Below are 21,048 nucleotides of genomic sequence, written 5' to 3' on the forward strand. Positions count from 1 at the left end.
CACCCCCCATCCCCCCTTTACCCACGCTCCCCACCATACGTCCATGGGCGCCGTGCCCTGACCCCCAAGGAGCGCATCGTGACCAATACCAAAACCTCCCGCCGCCCGGTGAAGACCCTCATCGCCGGTCTCGTCCTCGGTGTGGCCGCGGCAGCCGCCATCCCCGTGCTGGCCCATGGCCCCCGCCAAGCCGCCCCAATGGGCATGATGGGCGGCGCTGGCTTCATGGGCAGCCCGGAACGCATCGACCGCATGGTCGAACACCTCCTGCGCGACCTGAACGCCACCGACGCGCAGCGCGCCCAGGTCAAGCAGATCGCGCAGGCCGCTGCAGCCGACCTGAAGACCCAGCGCGAGGCGAGCCGCGGCTTGCACGAGCAGGCGATGCAGCTGTTCACGCAGCCCACGGTCGACGCGAATGCCGTCGAGGCACTGCGCCAGCAGCGCATGGCGCAGATGGACCAGAGCTCCAGGCGCATGAGCCAGGCGATGATCGAGATCAGCCGTGTGCTGACGCCCGAGCAGCGTACCCAGCTGGCCGAGCGGATGAAGCAGCGCGCCGAGCGGTGGAAGGAGCGCCGCCAGCGCCATGAAGGCCAGGAACGGCGCAACTGATCGGCGCTCAACGCGTGCAGCGCCGCCGTCTCCACGGCGGCGCTTGCCGTTATGCTCAGCCGCATTTCTTCAGCGTATCGACCCGACGCCACCATGTCTGCCCGCATCCTGCTGATCGACGACGACACCCGCCTGACCGGCATGGTGGGTGACTACCTGCGCCAGGCCGGCTACGTGATCGAGAGCGCCCCGTCGCTGAAGGCCGGCCGCGAACGGCTGGAGCCGCGCGAACACGGCTTCGACGGCGTGATCCTCGACCTGATGCTGCCGGACGGGAATGGCCTCGACCTGTGCCGCGAGCTGCGCGGCCAGCCGCGCACGCGGCAGCTGCCGGTGTTGATGCTCACGGCCCGCGGCGAACCGATGGACCGCGTGGTCGGGCTCGAGCTGGGGGCCGACGACTACCTGCCCAAGCCCTTCGAGCCGCGCGAGCTGCTCGCACGGCTGCGCGCCATCCTGCGTCGCAGCGGCAGCGTGGGCCAGCCGAGCGACGACCCCGACGTCAAGCGCTTCGGCCGGCTCGAAATCGACCTCGGTGCGCGCGTCGCGCGCCTCGACAGTCGCGAGTGCGACCTCACCAGCTACCAGTTCCAGATGCTCGCGGTGCTGGCCGAGCACCCCGGGCGGGTGCTGTCACGCGACCAGATCATGGATGCCTTGAAGGGGCACGTGCTCGAGGCCTTCGATCGTTCAATCGACGTGCACATCTCGCGCATCCGCGCCGCGATCGAGGACGATCCCAAGAACCCGCGCCGCATCCTGACCGTGCGCGGCGCCGGCTACGTGTTTGCGAAAAAGCAGGACGGCGACGAAGCGTGAAAAGCCTGTACCTGCGCATCTACCTGACCGTTGTCGCGGTGCTACTGCTGTTCGCGCTGGCGGCCGGCTGGCTGTTCAAGCGCAACATCGACGAAGAGCGTCAGCTCGACCAGGCGGCCTGGTCCGAACGCATGGCGGCCTGGGGCGAACTGGCGCAGAACAACCTGCCGCGCCCGGACGCGCCGCGTGCGGAGCAACGCGCGGCGCTGCTCGACTGGTCGGAACGCTTGCGCCTGCCGCTGGCGCTCGAGGACGCACAAGGCCGGCGCATCGGCGCATCCCGCAGCTTCGAGCACATTGAAAAGGAAGGGCCGCGACGCCGGTTCCGGGTGCCGCTGGCCGACGGTCGCACGATCTGGGTGCTGCGTGCACAGCGCTCGGGCGCTCAACGGGAAGCCGAGCGCAAGGCGGAACCGATGCGCGAAATGAGGGGCGAGTCGCGACGCGAGATCGGCCCGCCGCCTCCTTTCCTGCGCGGCGGCGGCTTGGTGGCTGCGTTGCTCGCGCTGTTCTTTGCCGTTTCGGTCGGCGCCTACCCGGTGGTGCGCCGGCTGACACGCCAGCTCGAATCGCTCAAGCGGGGCGTCGAAACCTTCGGCGGGGGGCAGTTGAGCCACCGGGTCCATGTCAGCGGGCGCGACGAAGTGGCGGCGGTTGCCACCAGCTTCAACCAGGCGGCTGACCGGATCGAGGCGCTGGTGCGTTCGCACCAGTCGCTGCTGGCCAACGCGTCGCACGAACTGCGCTCGCCGTTGGCGCGCTTGAAGATGGCGGTTTCACTGATGGAGACCGCGTCACCCGAGTCGCGTGTCTCGCTGAAGCAGGAAATCGAGCACGACATCCGCGAACTCGACGCCCTGGTCGAGGAAGTGCTGCTCGCCAGCCGGCTCGACGCTGCACCGCAGCTCGACCGGCATGATCCGGTGCACCTGCTGGCGCTGTCCGCGGAAGAGGGCGCCTACGTCGGTGCGCAAGTGGAGGGCGACGATGCCGTGGTGCGTGGCGACGAGCGTCTGCTGCGCCGGGCACTGCGCAACCTGCTGGAGAACGCGAAGCGCTACGGCGGTGCCGAGCCCCCTGAGGTGTCGGTGGCCGTCGAGGGCCCCGACGCCGTGGTGCGCGTGTGCGACCGCGGCCCCGGCGTGCCGGAAGACCAGCGCGAACGCATCTTCGAAGCCTTCTACCGGATGCCGGGCCACGCCGAGCATGCGGGCGGCGTCGGGCTGGGCCTGAGCCTCGTGCGGCAGATCGCCGGGCGCCACGGCGGGCAGGTGCGCTGCGAGCCGCGCGACGGTGGCGGCAGTTGCTTCAGCCTGCGTCTGCCGCTGGCGGCGTAGGCGGTTTGTCGTCGCCCGTGCCCGCTCCCTTCGCCCGCTCGGCGTAGCGGTTGAAGCGCCAGGCGCTGCCGTCCATCGTGATGCGGCGCCATGTCGCCCGCTTCTCGGCGGGCGTCATCTCGGGCCAGAACTGCACTTCACCGAAGTCGCGCCCGCAGCCCTTGCACACGTCATCGCCCTGGCTGGTCGAGCAGATCGCGATGCACGGCGTGTCGGGCGTCGTCGCGTACCACGCCAGCCAGGCATCCTTCGCGCGCGGCGGCATGGTGTCCTCGTCGCACTCGTGCTCGTGGTAGTACACCATCAGCCCATAGACTTCTGCCAGCGCGCGCACTTCGGCGCACGCCGAGATGCCGTCAGGCGAGGGCTGGCGTTCGCGCCACCAATTGATGGCCGATTCGATGTCGGTGATGTGGATGCCGGCCATCGCTGCAGCTTCGGGCGTCACTCCTGTGCGGCCATCAGCGCAGCCAGCGCGGCATCGACGGTGGTCCGATCCACGCCGGCCGGCAGCTCGACCGGCGCCGCCCCCAGTGCCGCTGCGCCCTCGGTCTTCAGCCGCTTGACCCAGACGCCGGCTTCGCGGCCTTCCGCAAAGCCGCTGCTTTGCAGCAGCACCGTGCCGTCGGTGGCGGTCAGCTTGAAATAGAAGCGGCCGTCGGCTTCCCGGTACTGCTTGAACACCGGCAGAGCCTGCTTGTGGGCTTCGCCCTGCGCCGTACCGGCGGCTTTCGGCAACGCGGTCATGGGCCTCAGGCCGACGGCCTGGCGCAACTGCGCGAGGAACGGTCCAGCGATCTTGCGAGCCTTGCGGGCGCCCTCCTGCAGGGTGTCCTCGATACGCTCCGGGTGCGCCATCAGGTCGGCATAGCGCTCCCGCATCGGCCCGATGTGCGATTCGATCAACCGGACCAGGCGCTCCTTGGCTTCGCCCCAGGCCAGCCCGGCGCGCAGGTCGGCACGGAAGGCGGCGCGTTGCTCCATCGTTGCGAAGGCGTCGTGGATGGTCACCAGGTGCGAGCTGTCCGGGTCCTTCGGTTCGCCGGGCAGCCGTGAGTCGGTGACGATGCGCGCGATCGCGTCCTTCAGAGCGCGGGCGCCGCCCTCGAACAGCGGAATCGTGTTGTCGTAACTCTTCGACATCTTGCGGCCGTCCAGGCCGGGCAACGTCGCGAGTTCCTCGTCGATCTCGGCCTGCGGCAGCACGAACAGCTCATGCCCCTTGCCGAACAAATGGTTGAAGCGCTGCGCGATGTCGCGCGCCATCTCGATGTGCTGCACCTGGTCGCGCCCGACCGGTACGCGGTGGGCGTTGAACAGCAGGATGTCGGCGGCCATCAGGATCGGGTAGGAGTACAGGCCCATCGTGATGCCGGCATCGATGTCCTCGCCGGCTGCCTCGTTCGCGTCGGTCGCCGCCTTGTAGGCATGGGCGCGGTTCATTTGGCCTTTGGCGGTCACGCAGGTCAACAGCCAGGTCAGTTCCGGTGTCTCGGGCAGGTCGCTCTGACGGAAGAAGTACACCCGCTGCGGATCCAGCCCTGCGGCCAGCCACGTGGCGGCAAGTTCCAGGCGTGAACGTTCGATGCGATCCGGGTCGTCGCACTTGATCAGTGCGTGATAGTCGGCCAGGAAGAAAAAGCTCTCGACGCCGGGCGCCCGGCTGGCCTCGATCGCGGGCCGGATCGCACCGACGTAGTTGCCCAGGTGCGGGGTGCCGGTGGTGGTGATGCCGGTAAGGACACGTTCGGTCATGGTGGGCGGCTGCGAGGCGGGTCGAAGTTCATGCGGCGTGGCGCCGCGAGGGGGAGATTGTAGGTGGCGGGGCTCGCCCGCAGGAGCGTCGCGGTCCGCGCCGGGCAGGGCGCGAAAGCCCTACACTCGCGGCCCATGAAGCGCATCGTGATCCTGATCTCCGGCCGGGGCTCCAACATGGAGGCCATTGTCGAGGCCTGCGCCGCCGAACGCTGGCCCGCCACGGTGGCCGCGGTCGTCAGCAACCGGCCCGAAGCCCGCGGCCTGCAGTTCGCCGCCAGCCGAGGTATCGCGGCCGAAGCGGTCGACCACAAGCAGTACGAGACGCGCGAGGCCTTCGACGCCGAGCTGGCGCGAGTGATCGACAGGCACGCACCCGATGTGGTCGTGCTGGCCGGGTTCATGCGCATCCTGACTGCGCGTTTCGTCGAGCACTACGCAGGCCGCATGATCAATATCCACCCGTCGCTGCTGCCGGCCTTCCCCGGCCTGCACACTCACCGTCGCGCCATCGAGCTGGGCTGCAAGCTGGCCGGTGCCACGGTGCACTACGTGACGGCCGAACTGGACCATGGGCCCATCATCATCCAGGCCGTCGAGCCGGTACACCCCGACGACACCGAAGACTCGCTGTCGCAGCGCATCCTCGCGAAAGAGCACGTGATCTACCCGCGCGCGGTGCGCTGGATCGTCAGCGACGAACTGCACCTGCGCGACGGCGTCGTCACCCACCGGGGCAGCGAGCCGCAACTCCTCGTCTGAGGCTCCCCGGGGTCGCGGGGATAATCCGGGCCATGCACCCCAATGCCCTGCTTGACCTGGCGACCGAGTTGTTGCGCCAGTTGCTGAAGTTCGACGCTCCGGCCGACAGCGTCGTCTCGGCCTTCTTCCGCCAGCGCCGCGAGCTGGGGCCGCGCGAGCGGCACACGCTGGCCGAAACGGCCTACAACGTGCTGCGCCAGCGGCTGCTGTTCCAGCACTTCGCGCAATCGGGCTCCGGCTCGCTGGAGCGGCGCCTCGCTATCCTGGGCTGGCAGGGCAGCGAGAGTTTCCTGCGCAGCGCGCTCGGCCCGCACGAACAGCAGTGGCTGACCCAGGTGCAGGCCGTGGACCGCAGCGCCCTGCCCGAGAAGCTGCGCCACAACCTGCCGGACTGGCTGGCGGCGCCTCTGAAGCAGTCGCTCGGCGACGAAGAGTTCTGGCCGCTGGTCGACAGCCTCGCCCGAAGCGCACCGCTCGACCTGCGCGTCAACCTGCTGAAGACCAAGCGCGACGCCGCCGCCGAGGAACTGGCCCGGGCCGGCATCGACGCCAAGCCGACCCCGTATTCACCGTGGGGTCTGCGCATCGACGGCAAGCCGGCGTTGAACAAGCTCGAGATGTTCACCCGCGGTGATGTCGAGGTGCAGGACGAAGGCAGCCAGTTGCTCGCCGTGCTGACGGGCGCCAAGCGTGGCGAGATGGTGGTGGACTTCTGTGCCGGGGCGGGCGGCAAGACGCTGGCCCTCGGCGCGGCGATGCGCAACACCGGCCGGCTCTATGCCTTCGACGTCTCGGGCCATCGCCTGGACAACCTGAAACCCCGCCTGGCCCGCAGTGGCCTGTCCAACGTCTACCCGGCGCAGATCGTCCACGAGCGCGACGAGCGCATCAAGCGGCTGGCCGGCAAGATCGACCGGGTGCTGGTCGACGCCCCCTGCTCGGGGCTGGGCACCCTGCGGCGCAACCCTGACCTGAAATGGCGCCAGTCGCCGCAGGCGGTGGAGGAGCTGCGTGCCAAGCAGCAGGCGGTCCTGGCCGGCGCGGCCCGCCTGCTGAAGCCCGGCGGGCGGCTGGTCTACGCCACCTGCAGCCTGCTGGAGGGCGAAAACGAACGCATCGCCGAAAGCTTTGCCGAAACGCACCCCGAGTTCACGGCCGTGCCGGCCGCTGCCGTGCTGGAGCAAGGCAAGATCGACGGGCAAGCGCTCACATCCGGCGATTTCCTGCGTTTGTGGCCACACCGTCACGCGACCGACGGCTTTTTTGCCGCCATCTGGGAACGCAAATAGCGCGATCCGGTCTGACGGGAGTCCCCGAACAGTTTTGCCGGCAGGCTCGAATCTTGCCGTGTATCCATACAAAGCGTCTGAAGGCACCGGGAATCCGGTGCATTTTGGCGGCGCGTGCGGAGGGCGCTCACCTACAATTCCGCCAGCTTCAGAAAGGCTGTTCTAGATGTCACAACTCCTGATCGTGTGGGAAAGCTTGATCGATTGGCTCGCCCATGGCGTGGCCGACGCTGCCTGGTGGCAGATCGTTCTGTTCGCGCTCGTCACCACCCACATCACGATCGCGTCCGTCACGATCTTCCTGCACCGGGCCCAGGCTCACCGTGCGCTCGACCTGCACGCGATCCCCTCGCACTTCTTCCGTTTCTGGCTGTGGATCGGCACCGGCATGGTCACCAGGGAGTTCGTGGCCGTGCACCGCAAGCACCACGCCAAGTGCGAAACCGAGGAAGATCCGCACAGCCCGCAGACGCGCGGCCTGAAAGCCCTGCTGCTGACCGGCGTGGAGCTGTATCGCACCGAGGCTGCCAATCCGGAAACCGTGTCCAAGTACGGGCTCGGAACGCCGAACGACTGGATCGAGCGCAACCTCTACAGCCGATTCACCTGGCAAGGTGTCGGCCTGATGCTGATTCTTGACCTGCTGCTGTTCGGCGGCGTGGGTCTGACGGTCTGGGCCGTGCAGATGTTGTGGATCCCCGTCATGGCGACCGGCGTGATCAACGGTATCGGCCACTTCTGGGGCTACCGCAACTTCGAAGCACCCGACGCGTCCACCAACGTGGTGCCCTGGGGCATCCTGATCGGCGGCGAGGAGCTGCACAACAACCACCACACCTATCCGACGTCGGCGAAGTTCTCGGTCAAGAAGTACGAGTTCGACATCGGTTGGATTTATATCCGCGGCATGGAGATGCTGGGCCTGGCGAAGGTCCGCAAGACGCCGCCGATGCTGAAGCTTGGAACCATCAAGCCGGTGGCCGACGCCCACACGCTGGAGGCGATCATCGCCAACCGCTACGAAGTGATGGCGAAGTACGGGCGCGAGCTGCGCCGGGCCTGCAAGGCCGAGCTGGCGCACCTGAAGGACAGCGGCGCGAAGAACTCAGCCAAATGGAAGGAGCTGCGCCTGGCCAAGCGCTGGCTGCACCGCGACGACGACCGCATCCCGTCCAGCGTGAAGCCGCAACTCGCCAGCGCCTGCGCCCAGTCGCCGGCACTCGCCAAGCTGGTCGCCATGCGAGAAGAACTGCGTCAGCTCTGGACGCGAACCAACGTGTCCGCCGAGCAACTGGTGGTCGACCTGCAGGCGTGGTGCAAGAAGGCCGAGGAAAGCGGTGTGGCCGCGTTGCAGGACTTCGCGCTGAAGCTGCGCGCCGCGCACGCCTGATCCCCTGAGCCGCGGCCAGGAAAAGGCGCCTCGTTCGAGGCGCCTTTTTTCATGCCTGGTGACAGCCCGGCTGGCAGAACAGCGGCGCACGTGCAGAGCCAGCGCCGCAGCCGCAGGCAGGCGAGGAGGATGCGGAGAGGGCAAGAAAAAACCCGCCAGGCGGAGCGGGCGGGTTTTTCGCGGAAAGAGGGCTGAATTACTTCAGCTTCACTTCCTTGTAGGCAACGTGCTTGCGAGCCTTGGGATCGAACTTCATGATCTCCATCTTCTCGGGCGTCGTCTTCTTGTTCTTGGTGGTCGTGTAGAAGTGACCGGTGCCTGCAGTCGACTCCAGCTTGATCTTTTCGCGAGCGGTCTTGGCCATGATGCGGTTCCTTTATGCGGCGGCGGCGATCAGAGTTCGCCCCGGGCGCGCAGGTCGGCGACCACCTGGTCGATGCCCACCTTGTCGATCAGGCGCAGCGCGGCGTTGCTCACGCGCAGGCGCACCCAGCGGTTCTCGGTCTCGAGCCAGAAGCGGCGGTACTGCAGGTTCGGCAGGAAGCGGCGCTTCGTTTTGTTGTTGGCGTGGGACACATTGTTGCCCACCATCGGGCGCTTGCCCGTAACTTGACAGACGCGTGCCATGACGCTTCTCCGTTTCAATCTCGGTTCAGAGGTGACGCCTAGAGCAGGTGAGCGCGATGTCATGAAGACCGTTGTCGGTCGACCCGCTCACCTGGTGGACGCCCTTCGAGGACCACGCACTACAAAGCCTGCAAAGGCTTGAGCGGCGCAGCCACAATCGGCAAAGACAGCGATTATAGCCACAAAGCAAAGGCCGGCCAAATGAGACCGGCCTTTCGGGGTGGCGGGCCGCGGTCAGGTGCCGCTTTGCTCCAGGAAGCGCTGGGCGTCCAGCGCGGCCATGCAGCCGGTGCCGGCGCTGGTGATGGCCTGACGATAGACGTGATCCTGCACGTCACCGGCGGCGAACACGCCCGGCACGCTGGTCATCGTCGCGAAGCCGTTCAGGCCCGAGCGGGTCAGGATGTAGCCGTCCTTCATCTCGACCTGGCCCTTGAAGATATCGGTGTTGGGCTGGTGGCCGATGGCGATGAAGCAGCCTTTCAGCGCGATCTCCTCGGTGCTGTCGTCATTGACGCTGCGCACCCGCACGCCGGTCACGCCGGACGCATCGCCCAGCACCTCGTCGAGCGTCGAGAACAGCTTCAGCTCGACCTTGCCGTCGGCGGCCTTCGCCATCAGCTTGTCGACCAGGATGGGCTCGGCGCGGAACTTGTCGCGGCGGTGGATCAGGGTGACCTTGCGTGCGATGTTCGACAGGTACAGCGCTTCCTCGACGGCGGTGTTGCCGCCGCCGACGACGCAGACGTCCTGGTCGCGATAGAAGAAGCCGTCGCAGGTGGCGCAGCCGCTGACGCCGCGGCCCATGAAGGCTTCTTCGGACGGCAGGCCGAGATACTTGGCCGAAGCGCCGGTCGCGATGATGAGTGCGTCGCAGGTGTATTCGCCGGCGTCGCCCTTGAGCCAGAACGGCCGCTTCGACAGGTTCACCTCGTTGATGTGGTCGAACACCATCTCGGTGTTGAAGCGTTCGGCATGCTGCTGGAAGCGCTGCATCAGGTCCGGCCCCATCACGCCATGCACGTCCGCCGGCCAGTTGTCGACCTCGGTCGTCGTCATCAGCTGCCCGCCCTGCGCCAGGCCGGTGACCAGCATCGGCTTCAGGTTGGCGCGCGCGGCGTAGACAGCGGCGGTATAGCCCGCGGGGCCGGAACCGAGGATCAGGACCTGGGCGTGCTTGGATGTGGTGCTCATGGCGTTGGCGCTGTTGGTGCGAAGTGAAGACATGCTCGGGTTGCACACCTTCCAGCGAATGCCTCGCTTACGGTAGAGTGCCGGCTGTGAGATATCTCACAGGCCCGCAGGAAGGACGTGCGTACCGCTGGCAGATGGGGCCTTCGGGCGCCACCGCAAGGCGGCATTGTAGGAAAGGCCGACGGCCGGGCGCACGACGCGGGCTTTGCGCGCGATCAACGACGAACAAAAGGTGATCTCTCATGGCGATGCTGTCCAACCTCGACCTGATTCGACGCGTTCCCTTGTTCTCCATGCTCACCAGCACCCAGGCCGAGGCGGTCGCTGAAGGCGTGGTCAAGCGGCGGTACCGCCGCGGCGAGATCATCGTCGAGCAAGGCCGCAAGTCCAACGCCCTGTTCATCCTGCTCACCGGCCGCGCCCGGGTGCTGACGGCCGACGCGCGTGGCCGTGAAGTCATCCTCGCGATGCTGCACCCCGGCGACTACGTCGGCGAGATGAGCCTGATCGACAACGAGCCGCACTCCGCCACCGTGCGCGCCGAGGTGCAGACCGACGTGCTGGTGCTGGGGCGCACCGAGTTCGCGCGCTGCCTGCCCGAGAACTCGAGCCTGTCCTACGCGATCATGCGCGGCCTGGTGTCGCGCCTGCGCGCCGCCGACCGCCAGATCGAGTCGCTGGCGCTGCTCGACGTCTACGGCCGCGTGGCCCGCACGCTGCTCGACATGGCCGAGGACAGCAACGGCACGCTGCTGATCCGCAACAAGGTCTCGCGCCAGGACCTGGCCAAGATCGTCGGCGCCTCGCGCGAGATGGTCAGCCGCGTCATGAAGGACCTCGAGGAACGGCAATACGTCGAGACCCAGCCGGACGGCTCGGTCATCATCAAGGAACGCCTGCAGGCCGGCTGAGCGCCCGGCAGCGGTTGCCGGTGCGGCACAAGCCGCGCTCTGCCGGCCGCCAAGGTATGCAGATGTTTCCTCGGCCCGGTGTTCCGGTGCGCGCTTGATTCACAATCCGCGCATGGCATTTCCTCTCGGGTCCCTCGGGGCCGATCCCGGCACCGCTCCTCCTTCGTCGTCGTCCGCGCGCGGGTCGTCCGCGGCCTACACGCGCAAGCCCAAGGCGGTCGAGCCACCGCCCGCGCCGCCCCGCTGGCGCCTGCAGCTCGGCGTGTTCCTCGGCGCGCTGGGGCTGGTCCTGCTGCTGCTCGCGATGGCGACCCATTCGTCGTCCGATGCCGCGTGGTCGACCACCGGCGACGGCACCGGCGTGCACAACGCGGCCGGCGTGCTGGGGGCCTGGGCCTCCGACCTGCTGCTGTTCCTGTTCGGTTTTTCGGCCTGGTGGATCGTGCTGATCGCGATGCGCAGCTGGCTGTCGTCGCTCGCGCGCCTGCTGCGTGGCGAGCAGGCACCGGTGGCCGAGAGCGCCGATGCCCCACCCAGGTGGCTGCTGTGGGCCGGCGTGGCGGCGCTGCTGTGCGCGAGCAGCAGCCTCGAATGGACGCGGCTGTACCAGCTCGAAGCCTACCTGCCGGGCCATGCCGGCGGTGTGCTCGGCCACACGCTGGGCCCGCTGAGCATGCGGCTGCTCGGTTTTGCCGGCTCGGGTGTCTGGTGGATCGCGTTGCTGGTGGCCGGTGTGTCGATGGCGCTGCGCTTCTCGTGGGTGCGCGCCGCCGAGCAGCTCGGTGGCTGGATCGACAGCTGGCGTGTGCGGCGCGAGACGCAGCGCGAAATCAAGGAAGACCTGCGCCTGGGCGAGAAGGCGATGAAGGAGCGCGAGCAGATCGTCGAGGTCGAGCGCCAGGTCATCGTGGACCATGCACCCATCCTGATCGAGCCGCAGATCGTCGAGGTGCCGAAGTCCGAGCGCGTCGTCAAGGAGCGGCAGAAGCCGCTGTTCACGGAGCTGGCCGACACCAAGCTGCCGCAGGTCGACCTGCTCGACTCCGCGCCGGGCAAGACCGAGACCGTGACGCCCGAGACGCTCGAGATGACGTCGCGGCTGATCGAGAAGAAGCTGAAGGACTTCGGCGTCGATGTGCGGGTGGTCGCGGCCTCGCCCGGCCCGGTCATCACCCGCTACGAGATCGAGCCGGCCACCGGCGTGAAGGGTTCGCAGATCGTCAACCTGGCGAAGGACCTGGCACGATCGCTCAGCCTGGTCAGCATCCGCGTGGTCGAGACCATCCCCGGCAAGAACCTGATGGCGCTGGAGCTGCCGAACGCGAAGCGGCAGAGCATTCGCCTGGCCGAGATCCTCGGCTCGCAGGTCTACAACGACGCGCAATCGATGCTGACGATGGGCCTGGGCAAGGACATCGTCGGTCACCCAGTGGTCGCCGACCTTGCCAAGATGCCGCACTTGCTGGTGGCCGGCACCACCGGCTCGGGCAAGTCGGTCGGCATCAACGCGATGATCCTGTCGCTGCTGTACAAGGCCGAGGCGCGCGACGTGCGCCTGATCCTCATCGACCCCAAGATGCTGGAGATGGCCATGTACGAAGGCATCCCGCACCTGCTGGCACCGGTGGTCACCGACATGAAACAGGCGGGCAACGCGCTCAACTGGTGTGTGGGTGAGATGGAGCGCCGCTACAAGCTGATGAGCAAGCTGGGCGTGCGCAATCTGGCCGGCTACAACAAGAAGATCGCCGAAGCCGCCGATCGCGGTGAGAAGCTGTCCAACCCGTTCAGCCTGACGCCCGAGGAGCCCGAGCCGCTCGACCGGCTGCCTTACATCGTCGTGGTGATCGACGAGCTGGCCGACCTGATGATGGTGGTCGGCAAGAAGATCGAGGAATTGATCGCCCGCCTGGCGCAGAAGGCGCGCGCGGCCGGCATCCACCTCGTGCTGGCGACACAGCGGCCCAGTGTCGACGTGATCACCGGCCTGATCAAGGCCAACATCCCGACCCGCATCGCATTCCAGGTGTCGAGCAAGATCGACAGCCGCACCATCCTCGACCAGATGGGCGCCGAGGCGCTGCTGGGTCAGGGCGACATGCTCTACCTGTCGCCCGGCACCGGCCTGCCGGTGCGCGTGCACGGCGCCTTCGTCAGCGACGACGAAGTGCATCGCGTCGTGGAATACCTCAGGAGCCAGGGCGAGCCGAACTACATCGAGGGCATCCTTGAAGGCGGCACGCTCGACGGCGAAGGCGGGCCGGCCGGCGAGGGCGGCAGTGCGGACGGCGAAGGCGAGGCCGACCCGATGTACGACCAAGCCGTGCAGGTGGTGCTGCAGCATCGGCGCGCGTCGATCTCGCTGGTGCAGCGGCATTTGCGCATCGGTTACAACCGCGCCGCACGGCTGCTGGAACAAATGGAAAAGTCCGGGCTCGTATCCGGCATGGCCACCAACGGAAACCGGGACATCCTCGTACCGTCTCGCGAAGAATGAAGAAACTCCTACTGATGTCACTGCTGGCCGTTGTCGTGCCCGCCTGGGCTGACGCCGTCGACACGCTGAAGAGCTTCGTGCAGGACGTGAAGAGCGGCCGCGCGGCCTTCACGCAGACCGTGACCTCGCCCGACGGTGCCAAGAAGCGCACCACGCAGGGCAGCTTCGCGTTCTCGCGTCCGGGGCGGTTTCGCTTCGAATACGACAAGCCGTTCGAGCAACTGATCGTCGCCGACGGCCAGAAGGTCTGGCTCTACGACCCCGATCTGAACCAGGTGACTGTGCGGCCGATGAGCCAGGCGCTGGGCGCGACCCCCGCCGCGCTGCTGGCCGGCGGGGCGCTCGAGAAGGATTTCCAGCTGAAAGCCATGGCCGACCGTGACGGCCTGCAATGGGCTGAAGCCGTGCCGCGCGAGAAGGACAGCCAGTTCCAGTCGGTGCGGGTCGGTTTTCGCGGCGGCGCATTGGCTGCGCTCGAGATCCTCGACAACTTCGGCCAGAAGTCGCTGCTGAACTTCAGCCAGGTCCAGTCCAATGCCGCGGTCCCGGCCGACGACTTCCGCTTCACGCCGCCGCAGGGCGCGGACGTGCTGGAGCAATGATCGATTTGTAACGTCGGCGTCGCCGATCCCGGCTAGGCTCTCGGGCGGGAGACGGCCCCTGCGGAGTTCTCGGTCGCATGGGGCGGCCGGCGCGGCGCACTCGTGGTTCCGCGGTGGCCCCGCGGGGGCTCGAACCCACCCTTTGCTTGTTCAGCGCACGCGCATGCCGGGCTCGGCGCCCGGCCAGGGCTCCAGCACGAACACACCCGGGTGCGCCTGCTCGTCGGTGTGCGAGGCCGCCAGCACCATGCCTTCGCTCAAGCCGAACTTCATCTTGCGCGGCGCCAGGTTTGCCACCATCACGGTCAGCTTGCCGATCAGGTCCTCGGGCTTGTAGGCCGACTTGATGCCGCTGAAGACGTTGCGCGTCTGGCCCTCGCCGGCGTCCAGCGTCAGGCGCAACAGCTTGTCCGAGCCTTCGACATATTCGCAGTTGATGATCTTCGCGATGCGCAGGTCGACCTTGGCGAAGTCCTCGATGCCGATGGTGGGCGCGATCTCCTCGCCGCCCGGCAGCGACGCCGTGGCGGGCGCGGTGTCGGCCGCAGCGGGTGCCTCGAACAGCGCATCGAGCTGCTTCGGGTCGACACGCTGCAGCAGGTGCTGGTAGGCGCCGATGGCATGAGCACCCAGCGGGCGCTGGGCATCGGTGAAGGTCAGCGGACCGACCTTCAGGAAGGCCTCGACGTTGGCCGCCAGGGCCGGCAGCACCGGCTTCAAATAGATCGTCAGCAGCCGGAAGGCTTCGATGCACACCGAGCAGACGTCGTGCAGGCGTGTGTCCATGCCTTGCTGCTTGGCCAGCTCCCACGGCTTGTTCTGGTCGACGTATTCGTTGACGCGGTCGGCCAGCAGCATGATCTCGCGCAGCGCCTTGCCGAATTCGCGCTCCTCGTACAGACGCTGTACCTCGTCCGCGCCCGCGCGCAGACCGCCCAGCAACTGCTCGCCGTCGGCGGAGAGGGCCGCCGTCAGCTCGCCGCCGAAGCGCTTGCTGACGAAGCCGGCTGCGCGGCTGGCGATGTTGACGTACTTGCCCACCAGGTCGGCATTGACCCGCGCGACGAAGTCTTCCGGGTTGAAGTCGACGTCCTCGACCTTGGCATTGAGCTTGGCCGCAATGTAGTAGCGCAGCCATTCGGCGTTCATGCCCAGCGACAGGTATTTCAACGGGTCGATGCCGGTACCGCGGCTCTTGCTCATCTTCTCGCCGCTCACGGTGATGAAGCCGTGCACGAAGACGTTGTTCGGCACCTTGCGGCCGCTGAACTGCAGCATGGCCGGCCAGAACAGCGTGTGGAAGTAGGTGATGTCCTTGCCGATGAAGTGATACTGCTCTACGTGCGGGTCGGCGATGAATTCGTCGAAGCTGCGCGCCTCGTTGTACCTGGCCTTCGGGCCACCCTTGTCGAAGTAGTTCTTCAGCGACGCCAGGTAGCCGACCGGCGCGTCGAGCCACACGTAGAAGTACTTGCCCGGCGCATCGGGGATCTCGATGCCGAAGTAGGGCGCATCGCGCGAGATGTCCCAGTCCGACAGCCCGCCCGCGCCGGCCTCGTCGGTGGTGAACCACTCCTTGATCTTGTTCGCGACCTCGGGCTGCAGCTTGCCGTCCTGGGTCCACTGCTGCAGAAAGTCGATGCAGCGCTGGGACGAGAGCTGGAAGAAGTAGTGCTCGCTGGTCTTCATCACCGGCGTGGCGCCGGTCAGCGTGGAATAGGGGTTCTTCAGGTCGGTGGGGGTATAGACCGCGCCGCACACCTCGCACGAATCACCGTACTGGTCCTTCGCGGCGCACTTCGGGCACTCGCCCTTGATGTAGCGGTCCGGCAGGAACATTTCCTTGACCGGGTCGAAGAACTGCTCGATGTTGCGCGAGGAGATCAGGCCGTTCCTGCGCAGCGCACGGTAGATGCCCTGCGCCAGTTCGGTGTTCTCCGGGCTGTCGGTCGAGTGCCAGTTGTCGAAGCTGATGTGGAAACCGTCGAGGTACTGCTTGCGCCCGGCCGCGATGGACGCGACGAACTCCTGCGGCGTCTTGCCGGCCTTCTCGGCGGCGATCATGATCGGCGCCCCGTGTGCGTCGTCCGCACCGACGAAATGCACTTCGGCACCCTGCATGCGCTGGAACCGCACCCAGATGTCGGCCTGGATGTATTCCATGATGTGGCCGATGTGGAAATTGCCGTTGGCGTAGGGCAGCGCAGTGGTGACAAAGAGCTTGCGGGTCATCGTGGCCTCGGGGTGGTGGCGCCCGCGGCAGGGCGCGTCGTTCGGGGAAACCCCCGATTCTAGGCGCCGTGCCGCAGCTTGTCGGGCGCTGCGCTAGACTGGCCATTCGCCTTCCCACCTCCGTTTTCGCACCCACCCATGGCCCTGACCGAGCAAGCCCTACTCGACGCGCTGAAGCCCGTCATCGATCCCAATACCGGCAAGGATTTCGTCTCGACCAAGGCGGTGAAGAACCTGCGCGTCGACGGTGGCGATGTCACGTTCGACATCGAGCTCGGCTACCCGGCCAAAAGCCAGGTGGCGCTGCTGCGCAAGTCGCTGATCGCCGCGGCGCGCGGCGTGCCGGGGGTCGAGAACGTCAGCGTGCAGATCGCCAGCAAGGTGATCGCGCACTCCGTCCAGCGCGGCGTGCAACTGCTGCCCAACGTCAAGAACATCATCGCGGTCGCATCCGGCAAGGGCGGTGTCGGCAAGAGCACCACGGCGGTCAACCTCGCGCTGGCGCTGGCCGCCGAGGGGGCGACGGTCGGCGTGCTGGACGCCGACATCTACGGCCCCAGCCAGCCCACCATGCTGGGCATCGACGCCCGCCCCGAAAGCTCGGACGGCAAGACCATGGAGCCGCTCGAGAACTACGGGGTGCAGGTGATGTCGATCGGCTTCCTGATCGAGCCCGACAACCCGATGATCTGGCGCGGCCCGATGGCCACGCAGGCGCTCGACCAGTTGCTGAAGCAGACCAACTGGCGCGACGTCGACTACCTGATCGTCGACATGCCGCCGGGCACCGGCGACATCCAGCTGACGCTGAGCCAGCGCGTGCCGCTGACCGGCGCGGTGATCGTCACCACGCCCCAGGACATCGCGCTGCTCGACGCACGCAAGGGCCTGAAGATGTTCGAGAAGGTCGGCGTGCCCATCCTCGGCGTGGTCGAGAACATGGCCGTGCATGTCTGCTCCAACTGCGGTCATGTCGAGCACATCTTCGGCGCCGACGGCGGCAAGCGCATGGCGGCCGAATACGGTGTCGACTACCTCGGTGCGCTGCCGCTGAACCTGAGCATCCGCGAGCAGACCGACGCGGGCCGTCCGACGGTGGTCAGCGAGCCCGACGGCGAGATCGCCAGGCTCTACATGGAGGTCGCGCGCCGCGTCGCGGTCAAGATCGCCGAGAGGGCGAAGGACTACTCCGCCAAGTTCCCGACGATCTCGATCTCGAAGAACACGTGAATGGCCATGGCAGCGGCCCGGCCCTCGATGGACGTTGCAGTGGTGCTGGAGCGCGAAGCGCAGCCCAATGCCTGGGAGGACTGGCGTTTCCGTATCGCCGAGGTCACCCGGCAGCAAGACGCCTTCGGCAGCGAGCCGCGGCTGCTGGTCGATGACGGGCGCATCGCGCGCTGGCTGTTCCCGGCGCTGCAAGTGGCGCTGTTCCGCGATGAGGGCGAGGGCTACTACCTGAACCTGACGTCGGGCCGGCCGGTGTGGTTCGTGATGTGGCGCGTGGACGACGAGGATCCGTCGCGTGCTTCGGTGCAGGCCGTGAGCCTGTCCTACAACGAAGCGGGGCGCTGGCTCGACGCGCAGGAGCGCGTCGACAACCTGCCGCTGCCGGTGGACGTGACGCAATGGCTGACCGCCTACACCGACGAACACTACCGGCCCGAGCCGAAAAAACGGCAGCGGCCCGCGTCCTTTGTCGCACCCGACGCACGGCCCGGGCCTGCCGGCATGCCGGAAGGCAAGGAGTGAGCCATGGCGGACGAAAGCTTCTTCTCCCGCTGGTCGCGTCGCAAGGCCGAGGCACGCGAAGAGGCCGAGCCTGCCGCGCCGCCCGCCGTCGAGGCACCGGCTGACGACGCACCCGTTGACGCACCGCCGCCTGAACCGCCACCGACGATGGACGACGTTGCGCGCTTGACGCACCAGTCTGATTATTCGCGCTTCGTCTCGCGCGGCGTCGACGACGACGTGAAGCGCGCGGCGATGAAAAAGCTGTTCAGCGACCCGCACTTCAACCAGATGGATGGGCTCGACGTCTATATCGACGACTACAGCCGGCCGGACCCGATCCCGCTGGCGATGCTCCGCCAGATGACGCAGGCGCGCATGCTCGGGCTGTTCCAGGATGAGCCGTCCGGCGATGCCCCTGCCGCTGGAAGCTCCTCTGGTGCCGCGACGCCGAACGTGTCAGAGTCATCGACACCTCACGACACCGCGCCCGCCGATGCAGCGGGCGCTGCAGTACCCCACGATGAAAACCCTGCTGTGCAACTGCAACCGGACGATGCCGCTGGACGGCCCGGCCCTGACCAAGGCGCTGGGCGCTGACGGCGGCGCACCGATCCCGGTCCACACCACCCTGTGCCGCCGTGAGGCAGGCGCCTTTCAGCGCGCGGCCCGGTCGGGCGACGACCTGCTCGTGGCCTGCACGCAGGAAAGCCGGCTTTTCCTGGAACTGAACCAGGAAACGGAAGGCGCGCCCGGCGTGGCCGAGCGGCCCATCCGCTTCGTCAACATTCGCGAGACGGGTGGATGGTCCAGGGACGCGGTGGGCGCGACGCCCAAGCTGGCGGCGCTGATCGCTGCCGCGCAACTGCCTGACCCCGAACCCGTCCCCACCGTGAGCTACCGCAGCGGTGGCCGCTGCGTCGTCATCGGTCCGGCCGAAGCGGCCGAGCGGGCGGCAGCGATGCTGGACGACCGGCTCGACGTGACCCTGCTGGTCGACCGCGCGGGAGGTGCGTTGTCGCAGCGCCGCGAGCGTGCGGTGTTCGCCGGTGAGGTCACGCAATTGCGCGGCTGGCTCGGCGCGTTCGAGCTCAGCTGGCGCCACGCCAACCCGATCGACCTGGAACTGTGCACCCGCTGCAACGCCTGCATCGACGCCTGTCCCGAAGGTGCGATCGACTTCGGCTACCAGATCGACCTGGCTGCCTGTCGCTCCCACCGCGACTGTGTGCGGGTGTGCGAGGCGGCCGGGGCGATCGACTTCGAGCGCGCCCCGCAGGATTTCGGCGAGCGCTTCGACCTGGTGCTCGACCTGGGCGAGAGGCCACTGTTGTCGATGCACCAGCCGCCGCAGGGCTACTTTCATGCCGGCGGGGACGAACGGCGCCTGATCGATGCGGTGCTGAAGCTGCGCGAGATGAGCGGCGAGTTCGAGAAGCCGAAGTTCTTCCAGTACAAGTCCAAGCTCTGCGCGCACAGCCGCAACGAGCAGGTGGGCTGCGATGCCTGCATCGAGGTCTGCTCGGCGCGTGCGATACGCAGCGAGGCACAGACGAACGGAGGCATCTTCGTCGAGCCGCACTTGTGCGTCGGCTGCGGCGCCTGCACGACGGTGTGCCCGAGCGGTGCACTGGCGTATGCCTACCCCGGCACGGTCGACCAAGGCAAGCGCCTGCGCACGCTGCTGCAGACCTACCGGCGCGCCGGTGGCCGGGATGCGGCGTTGCTGGTCCACAGCGAAGGCGCCGGGGCCCGCGTGATCGACGACCTGGGACGCGCGGCCCGCACCGACCGCTCGGTGCACGGTGTGCCGGCGCGCGTGCTGCCGCTGGCCGTGTGGCACACCGCCAGCGTCGGCCTCGACCTGTGGCTGAGTGCCGTGGCCTACGGCGCCGCTGACGTGTGGCTGCTGCTGACCGAGGAGGAAGCGCCGGAGTACCGTGTGGCGCTGGCCGAGCAGGCAGCGGTCGCGAACGCGATTCTCCAGGGCATGGGTTACCGGGGCGAGCATGTGCGCCTGCTGCAGGTGCGCGATGCGCGCGATCTGCCGGCGCTCGACGCGGCCTTGCAACTCGCTGCGGCGCAGGGCGTCGCGCAGCCGGCCGCCTATGCAGCGCAGGCCGACAAGCGGGCCACCCTCGACCTGGCGCTCGACCACCTGCTGGCGCAGGCGCCGGCGGCGCCCGACGAGATCGCGCTGCCCGCCTCCGGCAGCCCGTTCGGTGCGGTGCAGGTCGACACCGACAAGTGCACCTTGTGTCTGAGCTGCGTCGGTGCCTGCCCCGAAAGCGCGCTGGCCGACAATCCGGAGCGCCCGCAACTGCGCTTCGTCGAGAAAAACTGCGTGCAATGCGGCCTGTGCGCGACCACCTGCCCCGAGGGCGCGATCGCGCTGCAGCCCCGCCTGCTGCTCGCCGACGAAGGCAAGGCGCGCAAGCAGGCGCGCGTGCTGCACGAGGTCGAGCCGTACCGTTGCATTCGCTGCAGCAAGCCGTTCGGCACGCTGAAAGCGATCGAGTTGATGCTCGGCAAGCTGGCCGACCATCCTGCGTTCCGGGGCGCGGCCGCCGACCGTTTGCGCATGTGCGGCGATTGCCGCGTCATCGACATGCACATGCAGAGCAACGAAGTGAGGATCACCGACCTATGAGCACCCGTGCGCAGGCTCTGGCCTTCACGACGCCGGACGACGGCGAGGAGTTGGCGCGGGCCGAGTTGTACGGCCTGCTCGCGCGGCTGTACGTGGCGGCGCCTGATGAACCGCTGCTGTCGCAGTTTCGCGTCGCCGTGACACAGGCGCCGCAGGAGGGTGCCTTTCTCGAGGCGCCATGGCAGGAGCTGGTGGCGGCCATGCGCGCCACCGATACGCGGGCCGCGGCCGACGAATACGACGCACTGTTCCTCGGCGTCGGCAAGCCCGAGGTCTTCCTGTACGGCTCTTATTACCTGGCTGGCTTTCTGAATGAGAAGCCGCTCGCGGCCCTGCGCACCGAGCTGACCCGGCTCGGGCTGGGCCGCGACGAAGGCGCCGGCGAGACCGAGGACCATGTGGCGTATGTCTTCGAGGTGATGCGCTATCTGATCGCGGGCGACGACATCGAGGTCTGCAACCTCGAACAGCAGCGCCGCTTCTTTCGCGCGCATGTGCAGCCCTGGCTCGGCAGCCTTTGCGAGGCCTTGGCAGGGCACCCGCGTGCCCGGCTGTACCGCGCGGTCGCCGGCTTCACGCAGAAGTTCGTCGAGGTCGAGGCGCAGGGCTTCGACCTGCTCGAATGAGGCCTGAGGCC

At 67.6% G+C, this 21,048-nt stretch carries 20 protein-coding genes; 14 read left to right on the forward strand and 6 right to left on the reverse strand.

Annotated features, from left to right (window positions below; all coding sequences use genetic code 11):
- Positions 1–78 precede the first annotated feature (78 nt).
- The 3 genes from M8A51_RS26470 to M8A51_RS04815 all read left to right on the forward strand — a co-directional run bounded on the left by M8A51_RS26470 (position 79) and on the right by M8A51_RS04815 (position 2,771).
- Entirely contained in the window at positions 79–615 is a 537-nt protein-coding gene (locus M8A51_RS26470) for a Spy/CpxP family protein refolding chaperone (RefSeq protein ID WP_251776980.1), read from the forward strand.
- Between the two features lie 93 nt (positions 616–708).
- Positions 709–1,434: a response regulator gene (locus tag M8A51_RS04810; protein WP_251776981.1), complete on the forward strand. Its 726-nt coding sequence runs from the start codon at positions 709–711 to the stop codon at positions 1,432–1,434.
- Positions 1,431–2,771 (forward strand): sensor histidine kinase, encoded by a 1,341-nt coding sequence (locus M8A51_RS04815; RefSeq protein WP_251776982.1) that lies wholly within the window; start codon positions 1,431–1,433, stop codon positions 2,769–2,771. Before M8A51_RS04810 ends, M8A51_RS04815 begins: the two co-directional genes overlap by 4 nt.
- Here the strand turns inward: M8A51_RS04815 and M8A51_RS04820 are convergent.
- Both M8A51_RS04820 and M8A51_RS04825 read right to left on the reverse strand, forming a co-directional pair.
- Positions 2,743–3,198 (reverse strand): DUF3717 domain-containing protein, encoded by a 456-nt coding sequence (locus M8A51_RS04820; protein WP_251776983.1) that lies wholly within the window; start codon positions 3,196–3,198, stop codon positions 2,743–2,745. The two genes, M8A51_RS04815 and M8A51_RS04820, sit on opposite strands and share 29 nt — an antisense overlap.
- 17 nt (positions 3,199–3,215) lie before the next feature.
- On the reverse strand, positions 3,216–4,526 hold the full coding sequence (locus tag M8A51_RS04825) for a tryptophan--tRNA ligase (protein ID WP_251776984.1): 1,311 nt from the start codon (positions 4,524–4,526) through the stop codon (positions 3,216–3,218).
- Positions 4,527–4,661: 135 nt separating this feature from the next.
- Between M8A51_RS04825 and purN the strand changes: the two genes are divergently transcribed.
- The 3 genes from purN to M8A51_RS04840 all read left to right on the forward strand — a co-directional run bounded on the left by purN (position 4,662) and on the right by M8A51_RS04840 (position 7,967).
- Positions 4,662–5,288 (forward strand): phosphoribosylglycinamide formyltransferase, encoded by a 627-nt coding sequence (gene purN, locus M8A51_RS04830; protein WP_251776985.1) that lies wholly within the window; start codon positions 4,662–4,664, stop codon positions 5,286–5,288.
- Between the two features lie 32 nt (positions 5,289–5,320).
- On the forward strand, positions 5,321–6,577 hold the full coding sequence (locus M8A51_RS04835; protein ID WP_251776986.1) for an RsmB/NOP family class I SAM-dependent RNA methyltransferase: 1,257 nt from the start codon (positions 5,321–5,323) through the stop codon (positions 6,575–6,577).
- Between the two features lie 166 nt (positions 6,578–6,743).
- A complete protein-coding gene (locus M8A51_RS04840; RefSeq protein WP_251776987.1) occupies positions 6,744–7,967 on the forward strand; it encodes a DesA family fatty acid desaturase in 1,224 nt (407 codons plus the stop codon).
- Between the two features lie 196 nt (positions 7,968–8,163).
- Here the strand turns inward: M8A51_RS04840 and rpmG are convergent, their stop codons facing one another.
- The 3 genes from rpmG to trxB all read right to left on the reverse strand — a co-directional run bounded on the left by rpmG (position 8,164) and on the right by trxB (position 9,788).
- On the reverse strand, positions 8,164–8,331 hold the full coding sequence (rpmG, locus tag M8A51_RS04845) for a 50S ribosomal protein L33 (RefSeq protein WP_047194013.1): 168 nt from the start codon (positions 8,329–8,331) through the stop codon (positions 8,164–8,166).
- 29 nt (positions 8,332–8,360) lie between these two features.
- Positions 8,361–8,594, reverse strand: coding sequence for a 50S ribosomal protein L28 (rpmB, locus tag M8A51_RS04850; protein WP_251776988.1), 234 nt, complete (start codon positions 8,592–8,594; stop codon positions 8,361–8,363).
- Between the two features lie 234 nt (positions 8,595–8,828).
- The gene (trxB, locus tag M8A51_RS04855) at positions 8,829–9,788 is read right to left on the reverse strand and encodes a thioredoxin-disulfide reductase (protein ID WP_251777047.1); all 960 of its coding nucleotides are present in this window, start codon (positions 9,786–9,788) and stop codon (positions 8,829–8,831) included.
- Between the two features lie 242 nt (positions 9,789–10,030).
- Here trxB and M8A51_RS04860 point away from each other — a divergent pair, with 242 nt between their 5' ends.
- The 3 genes from M8A51_RS04860 to lolA all read left to right on the forward strand — a co-directional run bounded on the left by M8A51_RS04860 (position 10,031) and on the right by lolA (position 13,798).
- Positions 10,031–10,699, forward strand: coding sequence for a Crp/Fnr family transcriptional regulator (locus M8A51_RS04860; RefSeq protein ID WP_251776989.1), 669 nt, complete (start codon positions 10,031–10,033; stop codon positions 10,697–10,699).
- A gap of 112 nt (positions 10,700–10,811) precedes the next feature.
- The gene (locus tag M8A51_RS04870) at positions 10,812–13,196 is read left to right on the forward strand and encodes a DNA translocase FtsK (RefSeq protein ID WP_280925984.1); all 2,385 of its coding nucleotides are present in this window, start codon (positions 10,812–10,814) and stop codon (positions 13,194–13,196) included.
- Positions 13,193–13,798: an outer membrane lipoprotein chaperone LolA gene (gene lolA / locus M8A51_RS04875; protein ID WP_251776990.1), complete on the forward strand. Its 606-nt coding sequence runs from the start codon at positions 13,193–13,195 to the stop codon at positions 13,796–13,798. Before M8A51_RS04870 ends, lolA begins: the two co-directional genes overlap by 4 nt.
- 150 nt (positions 13,799–13,948) lie before the next feature.
- Here the strand turns inward: lolA and metG are convergent, their stop codons facing one another.
- Positions 13,949–16,030, reverse strand: a complete 2,082-nt coding sequence (gene metG, locus M8A51_RS04880) for a methionine--tRNA ligase (RefSeq protein WP_251776991.1) — start codon at positions 16,028–16,030, stop codon at positions 13,949–13,951.
- Between the two features lie 138 nt (positions 16,031–16,168).
- Between metG and apbC the strand changes: the two genes are divergently transcribed.
- From apbC to M8A51_RS04905, 5 genes are read left to right on the forward strand one after another with little or no spacing between them, the layout of a single operon-like run.
- Positions 16,169–17,260, forward strand: coding sequence for an iron-sulfur cluster carrier protein ApbC (apbC, locus tag M8A51_RS04885; RefSeq protein ID WP_251776992.1), 1,092 nt, complete (start codon positions 16,169–16,171; stop codon positions 17,258–17,260).
- On the forward strand, positions 17,261–17,782 hold the full coding sequence (locus M8A51_RS04890) for a DUF3305 domain-containing protein (protein ID WP_251776993.1): 522 nt from the start codon (positions 17,261–17,263) through the stop codon (positions 17,780–17,782).
- Positions 17,783–17,785: 3 nt separating this feature from the next.
- Positions 17,786–18,361, forward strand: coding sequence for a DUF3306 domain-containing protein (locus M8A51_RS04895; RefSeq protein ID WP_251776994.1), 576 nt, complete (start codon positions 17,786–17,788; stop codon positions 18,359–18,361).
- Positions 18,285–20,411, forward strand: coding sequence for a 4Fe-4S binding protein (locus M8A51_RS04900; protein WP_251776995.1), 2,127 nt, complete (start codon positions 18,285–18,287; stop codon positions 20,409–20,411). The genes M8A51_RS04895 and M8A51_RS04900 overlap by 77 nt, the downstream gene beginning before the upstream one ends.
- On the forward strand, positions 20,408–21,037 hold the full coding sequence (locus M8A51_RS04905) for a TorD/DmsD family molecular chaperone (protein ID WP_251776996.1): 630 nt from the start codon (positions 20,408–20,410) through the stop codon (positions 21,035–21,037). Before M8A51_RS04900 ends, M8A51_RS04905 begins: the two co-directional genes overlap by 4 nt.
- Positions 21,038–21,048 lie beyond the last annotated feature (11 nt).

The sequence above is a fragment of the Caldimonas mangrovi genome, from assembly GCF_023721835.1.
In the GTDB taxonomy this organism is placed as follows: Bacteria; Pseudomonadota; Gammaproteobacteria; order Burkholderiales; family Burkholderiaceae_C; genus Caldimonas; species Caldimonas mangrovi.